Below are 11,051 nucleotides of genomic sequence, written 5' to 3'. Positions count from 1 at the left end.
GAGAACAACTATCAGGTAAACGCCATGGAAACCGAAAAATTATCCATTCAACAGCTTGATGCCAGCAAAAAAGCCATTGCTCAAGCTAAATCATTGATGGATTTAATGAAAACCCTGAAAAAAAAATTACATCTCAGTGAAGGATGCGGTCAGCGTTTCCTGCAAAAGACCAACCCTGATCTTGCGCTTTTACAAAAAGCTGAACAAGAGATTGCCGCTGCATACAGTGGCACTCCGCAAGAAAGTTCCAAGGGTACTTCTAAAAATAGAGTAGGGCTGCTGAATAACATCATCCGTCGAGGCCAAGCCTGACACTATAGCAACTCGGTTGACAGCCTGATGGATACCACCGACAGTAGCCTTATCTGTAGGTTACTGACGATACTTCCCTGTGCTGACCATATACCATTCAAACCATCTGGATGTTCTTAAAGACCTTCTGGTCGAGCTGTTACGCCAAAACCCGCCGGGTAACCCATTGGAGGATGAGCAGATTCTGGTGCAAAGCCCGGGCATGGCACAATGGCTCAGGCTGGAGCTGGCGAAAGGGCTTGGTATTGCAGCAGGCATCAATTTTCCTCTACCAGCCAGCTTTCTCTGGCAGATGTATACCCGTGTATTGCCAGACGTACCACGCCGTTCTGCCTTTAATAAAGAGTCCATGACCTGGAAACTGATGGACCTTCTGGACTCTCTGAAACAAGACCCGGACTTTTCAGCATTATTACAATATCTGACCAATGATCAGGACGACATTCGCAAATTCCAGCTATCCGGAAAAATTGCCGATATTTTCGACCAATATCTGGTTTACCGCCCCGACTGGATTCTTGACTGGGAACAGGAAAATGACACCCCATTAATCACATCAGACCAACCCTGGCAGCCAAAATTATGGCGGGCATTGGTAGCAAGAACAGCTCAACTTGATCAATCGCCCTGGCACCGTGCCAATATGCATCACCGATTTTTACAGTCAATGATCAACAACAACGATCACACACAGCTGCCCAAGCGGCTGTTTGTATTTGGTATTTCTGCCCTGCCACCCCACTTTGTCGAATCACTTGAGGCAATATCGTATAACTGCGATGTTCACTTCATGGTTGCCAACCCCTGCCAGCATTATTGGGGAGATGAGCGCGATCCGAAGTATCTGCGAAAGCTGGCAACCCGCAAGTTGCTCGATCGGCAAAAAAAGAGCCGTTCTGATGACACGGCAGCTGGTAAAAGCTGGTTCAGTAAGGAAGGTCATTCGATAGACTCTCTTGGCGCTTTTGGCAACCTGGACTCGATTGGCAACCCCCTTCTGGGCTCAATGGGCAAACTTGGACGGGACTACTTTCACCAGCTACACGACCTGAATGCTTTTGATATCGATGTATTTGTCAGTGATCACAAGGACACCATTCTGGGCAACCTGCAAAAAGATATTTTCGAACTTCACGACAGAACCGCGCAGGGCGGGCAAACTCAGCGGGAGAGTGACCACTCTCTGCAATTCCACAGCTGTCACAGCCCACTGAGAGAAGTCGAGGTATTGTATGACAATTTACTCCAAATGTTTGAGAAAAACCCTGAGCTGACGCCTAAAGATATTGTTATTATGCTACCGGATATCGATAGCTATACGCCCTGGATTCAAGCCGTATTTGGCAGCATCGACGATCATCGTCGTATCCCATACGCCATATCTGATATCAGTGCAAAAAGCGAACACCCTATTCTGTCAGCATTCCTGAAACTTCTGGAACTGGACAAGAGCCGCTGCACCGCACCGGAACTCATGGAATTGCTGGAAGTACCCGCCATTCAATCCCGCTTCAAACTCACCACCAGCGATCTGGACATTCTCAGGCAGTGGACCCATGAATCTGGTATACGCTGGGGTATAACACCGGCTCATCAGAGCCGGTTTGATCTGCCAGAATTGCAGGCAAACTCATGGCTGTTTGGCATCAAAAGGATGCTACTCGGCTACGCAATGCCAGAAAACACTGGAGTCTACAGTAATATTTTACCTTTGGATTCTGTTCAGGGAATGAATGCGGTTCTTGCAGGCTATCTGGCCAGCTTTATTGATAGCGCTGAACAGTTGCTTAGTGAATTGGATGAAAATAGAACCATTGAGGCGTGGATTCAGTTTACTCATCAGCTGCTTGAACATTTTTTCCTGCCACGATCTGAAGAAGACGAGTCCGCGCTAAGGATGGTCAGGGAGACGCTTTCGCATCTTTATGAGCAACTGCAGGAAGCTGGATATAACCAACCATTATCAAGAAGTGTATTTATCAGCTATCTGACAGAGCGTCTGACACAAGAGCGAAGCAGTCAGCGCTTTCTTGCCGGGCAGGTTAACTTTTGCACACTAATGCCCATGCGCTCCATTCCTTTCAAAGTTGTCTGCCTGCTGGGAATGAATGACGGCGCCTACCCCCGCAGTATTGCTCCGGTGGGGTTTGACCTGATAGCCCGGCACAGCAGACGTGGTGATCGTTCCCGCAGGGTAGACGACCGCTATCTTTTCCTGGAAGCACTGCTATCTGCCCAGGATAGCCTTTACATCAGTTTTGTCGGACGACGGATACAGGACAACAGCGAAAGAATTCCATCCGTTTTGGTCACCGAATTACTCAATTACTGTGAACAGGGCTTTAGTCTGAAGCCAGAACAGCTGGTTATTGAGCACCCTCTACAACCTTTCAGTCACAAAAACTTCCTACCACTTTCCGGGGGTGGGGATCAGGACAGACCATCTTTTTACAGTTACATCAAGGAGTGGTTACCAGCTGCCAATCGCAACGAAGATAAACCGGCTCAATTTATTCAGACGCGTTTACCCGTTGAAGAGGGTTTTAACTTCAAAGAAGTGGAGCTTGCCGAACTTTTGAGATTCTATAACAACCCATGCCGCTACTTCTTTAACCGCCGTCTAAAGGTCTATTTTTCCACCCAGGATCAGGCCCTTGAAGAGACTGAAGCGTTCACCATGGGACCGCTGGAAAACTACCAGCTCAAAACCGAGCTTCTTGACAGCCTGATCGCCAGAGTAGAGCCTGAACGCCTCATCAAACGGCTTCAATCAACTGGCGAGCTTCCCCACTCTGCTTTTGGGCAGCTTTTGCTGGAAGAGCAGATAACTGCCCTGAGGCCCATGTCTGAAAAGTTAAGGCTTCAACTGGAGAACATTTTTGAAGATCGGGAAGTCAACCTGCACATACCACGCCGCGAGCCTTCCAGTGAGCATCTTACTGACAAACCAGTCCACCTGACCGGCTGGCTGAAAGGCTTCTGCTCATCAGGCATGCTTCGTTACCGACCTGCCACCTTCAAAGGCAAAGACCTGATCAGAAGCTGGATTGAGCACCTCTGTCTTTGCATGACCGAAAACCCGGAAGTGACCCGTATTCATGATCCAGAGAAAGAACGCTTATTACCGGTAATTCCCAGACAGGAAGCGGAAATGCATCTGGCCACCTTGATTTACTACTTTCACCTGGGACAAAACCTGCCGTTTCCCTGGTTTCCGGAAACGGCCTATAGCTGGTTAAATGCAGATCCAGACAACAATACTGATAAAGCAGAAAAAGCCGCAGAAAAAGCATTTTCCGGTGATGACTTCCGGTTGAGGGGAGAGTGTAATGATGACTATATACAGCGGGTCTACCCTGAGTTGACGCCTGTCTTCACTGAGATGACCAGCCTGACTCAGGAGATCCTCGCTCCTGCGTTTGCCTGTCTTCAGGAGGTACAGCCATGAGCAAGCAAAAACCCGTGAGCCAGTCAACAGTGATAGGCGGTCAGCCTGACATGCTGAATCAGACCAATCTTTTTCCGGAAACACTCGATCCCCATGCACTTCCCCTGCACGGCGTCCGTTTGATAGAAGCGAGTGCCGGCACTGGAAAAACCTACACCATAGCCAACCTTTATCTGCGAATACTGCTGGGGCATGGCAGTGACAGGAGTCAACATGAAACCCCATTAACCGTTGACCAGATTCTGGTTGTAACCTTTACTGAAGCGGCTACTGGAGAACTCAGGGATCGTATTCGTGCCAGAATTCATCAGACTCGAGATGCCTTTATTGAGGGAAAGTCCAGTGATCCATTTATTCAGCAATTGATTCAGGATATGGATCAGCCTGAACAGTGTCAGGCGCTGCTTCTTGCAGCAGAACAGCAGATGGATGAAGCCGCAATCTTCACCATCCACGGGTTTTGCCAGCGAATGCTGAAACAGCACGCTTTTGAGAGTGGCACACTCTTTTCCAGTGAGTTAATTACCGATACTGAGCCAATGCTGCAGCTGTGTGCTGCAGACTATTGGCGTCGTAACTTTTACCCTCTGGAAAAGCCACAGGTCAAGCTCGTCCGCACACTCTGGAAAACACCCAATGACCTGCTCAGCCATTTGCGCAGCTGGCTTCCCTTGTCCGACCTGAAACTGGCTGGTGATCAGATTCCAGAAACAATGGATGAGTTCGTCAGGATCTACCTGACTCCAGCAATGGCGATAAAACAGCGCTGGCTGGAAAATTGCAATGAGCTGGCGGATCAGATTGAGTCCTGCGGAATGCGAAAAAACAGCAAGCCTCTCAACCGCCTCAAAGAGCTGGATCACTTTCTCAGTTCTGATGACCTGATTCCCAGACTAGGCCGGGAGAGGGATGGCTGGGAAATCTATGGCTCTGCAATTCTGGAGAAGAGTCTTCTGAAAACAGGAAAGCTCCCTTCTCATCCAGTATTTCAACAAATAGATGAATTTCTGTCATTACCAATGCCTGTGGAGGATGCCCTTAAAGGCCATATCACATGGGATGCACTTATGCACATCAAGTCCCAGCTGGCTCAATTAAAAGCTAGCCGTTACCAGCTTTCATTTGATGACCTATTGACCAATCTGGCAGCAGCGCTATTCGCCGGAGAAAGAGCCGATGATGGTGAGCTGCTCGCTCAGGCCATTCGCGGTCAGTACCGAATTGCGATGATTGATGAATTTCAGGATACCGACCCTCTCCAGTACCGTATTTTCAATAAAATCTACATGGAAGGCGGTGATCCCGGGGTAGGCCTTTTTATGATTGGCGACCCCAAACAGGCCATCTATGCTTTTCGTGGTGCCGATATCTTCACTTACATGCAGGCCAGACAGCAGGTGCACAGCCATTACACACTGGATACCAACTGGCGTTCGAGTGACCACATGGTGTCAGCCGTTAATGCCATATTCCAACATTCGGCAACCCCCTTTATCTACAACGACAGTATCCCTTTTGAGCCCGTTCGCCCATCACCTGGCGCTTCAGGCAAACGTCTGTATCATGAAGGAACTGCATTACCGTCAATGACTCTGTGGCTACAACAACCTGTTGATGGGCCAACCATCAATACGGACAGTTATCTGGAAACCATGAGCCAGGCAACCGCGACCGAGATCAACCGGCTACTCTCTGCGGCTGACCAGGGAAATTGTCAGGTTCACAATGATGACCGGCAAACACCGTTGCAGCCCGGAGATATCGCTGTACTGGTACGCAGTGGTCGGCATGGCCAAAAAGTTCGTGATGCATTGGCCGCACAGAATATCGCCAGTATTTACCTGAGCAACCAGGATTCGGTATTTACTTCCCGAGAGGCTTCCGATCTGGAAAAAGTACTGCAGGCATGCCTGCACCCCACCAGTGAGAGACTGTTGAAAGCAGCGCTGGCAACCACTCTTTTCCATCTTGATGCCCTGTCACTGGACGCTCTGAATAGTGATGAGCAAGCCTGGGAAAGCGCCGTAGAGGAGTTTACCCACTATGGAGAGCTATGGCAGAACAAAGGCATTCTTCCCATGTTGCGACAGCTCATCTTCCACCGAAAGATTGCTGAACGACTGCTGTCTTTTCAGGATGGAGAGCGCCGCTTGACTGACTTGCTGCATTTGGGTGAACTGCTGGCCGCCGCCAGCCTTGAGCAACAGGGCGAATCGGCTCTGGCTCGCTGGTTTTCAGAACAGATCACCCGACCTAACCACAATGCCGATGACCAGCAGCTCCATCTTGAGAGTGAACGAAATCTGGTTAAGATCATTACCATCCATAAATCCAAGGGGCTGGAATACAAAGTGGTGTTTATCCCTTTTCCATGCCATCTGCGAAAAGCCGACTCCCCCCTGTACCATGACCCGGAAACCAGTGAAACATGGCTGGCATTAACGCCCTCTGACGAAGCCTCAATACTTTCCGAAAAGGAACGTCTGGCTGAAGACCTTCGCCTGCTCTATGTTGCCCTGACCCGCTCTGTTTACTGCTGCTACCTCGGGATGGCTCCCTACAAATCAGGCAGAGCCAGTAAAGATGGCAAGACAGACCTGCACCTGACCGCGATTGGCTATCTCCTAAACCAGGGAAAAGAAATTTTAAGTCCAGAACTCAACACGCTTCTGGAACGACTGGCTGAGCGTTACGAGCATCAGCAGGTCGTGATTTCTTCACCACCAGCTAATAATTTAGCCCCCTATTCTCCGGTAATCTCACAAGAAGAGTCTCTAAGCGCCCGAAATTTTACAGGAAACATTGAAAAAAACTGGTGGACCACCAGCTACTCGGCCCTTTCCCGGCTTTCATCACACCGCTCCGAATCAGTTGCAGATGCCAGTAATGAAGCACCTGGATTTGATACTGAAGTTATCGATGAGCAGCATGCCACCCGGGAGAACCCTCTGGCGGAAGAACCCATAAGCCCATTAAGCCTGTTTAATTTTCCAAAAGGGGCACAACCTGGAACCTTCATGCACAGCCTGTTTGAAGAGCTGGATATGAACGCATTACGTTCTGCAGATAATGATGCCTATCTCGACAGTTTTCTTCTTGAGAGTCATACCAGTGCGGGTTATGGCGAAGAATGGCTACCCGCCATTAAGGGCATGTTGCTGAATTGCCTTAATGCACCACTTGACGGAGGTAACCTCCGACTCATGAATCTGCAGGACTCCGCACGCCGGGTTGAAATGGAGTTCTACCTGCCTATCGAACATCTTAACCCTCAAAGGCTCAACCGGCTGATTGCTCAACACGACCCACTGAGCGCCAGAGCAGGAGACCTTCAGTTCCACAATATGAAAGGCATGCTGAAAGGTTTTATCGACCTCACTTTTGAGTACCAAGGATGCTGGTATGTCCTGGATTACAAATCAAACTGGCTGGGTAACAAAGCCAGTGATTATTCCAGGGAGGCCATGGAGAGAGTCATGGTAGAGCACCGTTATGACCTTCAATATCAGCTTTACTCTCTGGCTCTGCACAGACTGCTCAGACAGCGTATCCCTGATTATGACTATGACCAGCATTTTGGCGGAGTCATTTACCTGTTTCTGCGGGGAGTTCAGATGAATGATCCTGAACACCACGGCATATTCAGCCATAAACCCTCATTGGAGTTGGTTAATGGTCTGGACCAGCTTTTTAGCGGTGAAGACACCAATAGTGAAAAAGATAATGATGAAGAGGAGCTGATGGCATGTTAAATCAGCTGCAAATACTCGAACAGCAGGGAATCATTCGACCTCTGGATTATCAATTCGCCAAACTAATACATTCGATGAACCCGGATCCACTGCTTGCCCTTGCTGCTGCAAATGTCAGCTTTGAACTGGGACAGGGTAACGTATGCATATCTCTTGCATCAGACTTTACACTCTTTGGTTTGGAATACTGTTGTTTTGAAGAGAGTGAAAGCTTCAGGCTTGTAGACAGAGACACCCTTGATATTCCAAGAGACCAGTGGTTAGCCCGACTGAAAAGAACTGACATTGTGGGTGACGGGTCGGAGCCAACACCGTTAGTTCTCGATAATAAACGCCTTTACCTCTACCGTTATTGGCAATATGAGCGCATTGTTTCCAGCTTCCTGAAAAGTCGAAGTGTCGAGCTGCTGGATACTGAAGAAGCCCGTGGTATCCTGCAGAGACTTTTTCAGAGGGATTACAGCTATGTGATCCACCAATGTAAAGGAAAGTCGGAAGCCACTCAGAAAGCTGAAATCATTAAATGGCTGGATATTGAATCCTCTGATCAACTTGATTGGAAAACCATCCTCAAAGCGATTAACCAGAGTGCGGATGCTGACACCCTTGACCTGCTGATTCCAGAGTCAGTCTGCCTTAACTGGCAGAAAATTGCGGCAGCATTGGCAGCCAGCCGTTCTTTTTCAGTGATCAGTGGCGGTCCGGGCACTGGAAAAACAACCACCGTTACCCGGCTTCTTGCTCTTCTAGCGGAACTGGGGTTAAAACGCAATTCGCCTCCAGATATTAAGCTGGTTGCCCCCACGGGCAAGGCAGCTGCCCGCCTAACCGAATCCATTGGCGGTGCCCTGGCAAAAATAAACTGCAGTGAAACCGTAAGGGACAGGATACCCGCTCAGGCCGGTACACTTCACCGTTTACTGGGTGTTATACCCGGACAGGCAGGATTTGTTCATAATAAAAACAATCGTTTGCACCTGGACATTCTGGTAGTGGACGAAGCGTCTATGATCGACCTTCCACTCATGAGTCACTTACTGGATGCACTGCCGGATCATGCCCGACTCATTCTTTTAGGTGACCGCGATCAACTATCTTCGGTGGAAGCCGGCAGCGTCCTGGGGGATATCTGTGCCGCAGCAAGCTTTGGCTACTCAAATGAACAAAGCAACCTGCTGGAAGCACTCACAGGCCATACCCTTCAAGACATAGAGCCAGCTCAAGCTCATACCTCAAACATAGCGACTGCTGACCACTCAGTCTCTGATAGCCTGTGCCTGCTCCGCAAGAGCTATCGCTTTGATGCCCATTCCGGCATTGGCAGTCTGGCACAAGCAGTGAACAACGGTGACCAGGTATCGCTGCAATCGGTATTTACATCAGGCTTTGAAGATATTGAACGCTTTTCCATCGCCCAGAATTCTGGCTATCAACTGTTAATTCAACAATGTGCTGAGTCATACCGGCACTACCTGGATCTCATTCCACAGAAGGCAGAACCTCAACACATTCTCAATGCCTTTAACGAATTTCAGCTGCTATGCGCTCTGCGTGAAGGTCCTTATGGTATTGCAGGTTTGAATGAGGAAATACAAAACGCCCTGCAACAGAAAGGTCTGATTGATATCACCGGACAGTGGTATGAAGGACGACCGGTTCTGATCACCCGGAATGATCACGGGCTCGGTCTGTACAATGGCGATATCGGGATTACCATCAGAGGGGCTGATGACCGACTCAGGGTAGCATTTCAGCTACCTGATAAACAGGTCAGGGAATTTCTTCCCAGTCGCCTTCCAGAACATGAAACTGTCTTTGCCATGACGATTCACAAAAGCCAGGGCTCTGAGTTTGCCGATGTTGCCATGGTGTTACCGGATAAAGACAACCCCATTATCACTCGAGAACTGGTATACACGGGGATTACCCGAGCCAAATCCAAGCTTACGCTCTTCTCTGAGATGGAGATTCTGATTAAGGCAGCAAAATCACCGACCAAGAGACAGTCAGGCCTTTATCAACGGCTCGTTCAATAAAAATCAAAATCTATAACCGCAGAGATCACAAAGTACACAAAGAGAAAGAATGGCTTTTCTTGGTGCGTTTTGTGATCTCTGTGGTTCCAAAAAAGTAGATTTATTGGTCTACAAATCAAGCCACACTGCTCTCTGGCTCACGATCTTTATCCTCGTCACCGCCATCATCGCCGTTAAGCCCAAGGCACTGGCATAATCTGGAGAAAACAATGGCAAAAGCACCATTACCACTGACATTCATGGCGGTGCCAAAGGGATCAAAAATCATATACACAGCAGTAATCAGCCCGAGCATTTCGTCTGAAAAGCCCATCATACTTTGCAGAATCGGCCCCACTACAAGAATGACTCCACCAGGCACGGCTGCTACTGAAAATTTTGCCAATGCATAGTAAAAACCAAAGATAGCAAAGCTCTGCAAATCCGGAATCGGCATATTGAAAGTGTTCAGTGTTACCAAAGCAAGAATGGTCAAGCCGATCGCACTGCCAATGGTGTGTATATTGATTGTGGCAGGCACAATGGTTCTTGCCATAATCGGGTTGCCAATATTTTTCTCTGTACTTTCTATCAAAACAGGCATGCTGGCTGCGCTGGACACGGTGCTCAACCCCGTCAGCCATGCTGGCAAAACATTGCCCACATACGTTATGAAAACGCGAAATGAAAACCTTGCCGCCACAAAAAAATAGATAAAAAGGTACGTAAGCTGTGAAACAATCACCAGCAGCAAAATCGGACCGTAAGCAGAAATAGCCTGGCTCAAAATACCATCAGCATGGAGTTTAAAAGCAAATCCAAGGATAAAGAAAGGAAGGATCGGTATAAAAATATGTTTGAGAAACCAGCTGGAAACATCACTCGCCTTAAAAAAAATCTCCCTTAACGGTCGAACATCCATCAGGTTTACCAGCATACCTGCAATGAAGCCGGCAATCAGGGCATTCATATTGGTAAACAGTTGCGGCAGCTCAAAGACCCACATCACCGCCAGACCATTACCATCAAGAGCATCCAGAGAGATCGGCATGGAGATTAGCGGAACCATGACGGAGCCAATGCTATACCCGGTAAAGATCGCAGTGATATTGGAAGTAAACACCATCACAATCAGCAAAAGCGTGAACAGCAGCGCACTTTTCCCCATTCTGGCAAGGCAGGTCACCACAAAGCTGAACACAATAAATGGAAGAACGAAAACCAATAGAGACTTGATGGTGAGGCTCAGGGAGTAAAAGAATGATTTAACGTCATAACTCACCCAAGATTCTGTCAGAAAGGGAATAAACAATACCACCAGAAGCATGGCTGGTAGCTTAATCTTGGTAAGATGCTCGATAAGTTTCACAAATATCCCCTTCCATAGTTATCAGACTGACTGTGAAGAAAACATAGACTTTTTTCCTGTATCGTCAAAATATGACAGTTCTCTCACCCTGAACTTTCACAAAATTGATCAAAAGTTGTCCCAGCGCATTTTTTTTTACTTTTCTAAAGAAATTG

The 11,051-nt window shown here is 48.2% G+C and carries 5 protein-coding genes; 4 read left to right on the top strand and 1 reads right to left on the bottom strand.

Annotated elements, in window-relative coordinates; all coding sequences use genetic code 11:
• The first annotated feature begins 24 nt into the window (after positions 1-24).
• The 4 genes from GV64_RS12600 (at position 25) to recD (ending at position 9,548) form a co-directional block, all read left to right on the top strand.
• Positions 25-312: a hypothetical protein gene (locus tag GV64_RS12600; RefSeq protein WP_020583267.1), complete on the top strand. Its 288-nt coding sequence runs from the start codon at positions 25-27 to the stop codon at positions 310-312.
• A gap of 79 nt (positions 313-391) precedes the next feature.
• Complete coding sequence (recC, locus tag GV64_RS12595) at positions 392-3,760, top strand: exodeoxyribonuclease V subunit gamma (protein ID WP_020583266.1); 3,369 nt, start codon at positions 392-394, stop codon at positions 3,758-3,760.
• Positions 3,757-7,512, top strand: coding sequence for an exodeoxyribonuclease V subunit beta (recB, locus tag GV64_RS12590; protein ID WP_020583265.1), 3,756 nt, complete (start codon positions 3,757-3,759; stop codon positions 7,510-7,512). Before recC ends, recB begins: the two co-directional genes overlap by 4 nt.
• On the top strand, positions 7,506-9,548 hold the full coding sequence (recD, locus tag GV64_RS12585; RefSeq protein ID WP_020583264.1) for an exodeoxyribonuclease V subunit alpha: 2,043 nt from the start codon (positions 7,506-7,508) through the stop codon (positions 9,546-9,548). The genes recB and recD overlap by 7 nt, the downstream gene beginning before the upstream one ends.
• Positions 9,549-9,663: 115 nt before the next feature.
• On the opposite strand, the gene GV64_RS12580 is transcribed toward recD, so the two are convergent.
• Entirely contained in the window at positions 9,664-10,896 is a 1,233-nt protein-coding gene (locus GV64_RS12580) for a cation:dicarboxylate symporter family transporter (protein ID WP_020583263.1), read from the bottom strand.
• Positions 10,897-11,051: the final 155 nt, after the last annotated feature.

The organism is Endozoicomonas elysicola (assembly GCF_000710775.1).
GTDB classification, from domain to species: domain Bacteria; phylum Pseudomonadota; class Gammaproteobacteria; order Pseudomonadales; family Endozoicomonadaceae; genus Endozoicomonas; species Endozoicomonas elysicola.
This window is presented reverse-complemented; position numbering and strand designations above follow the sequence as displayed.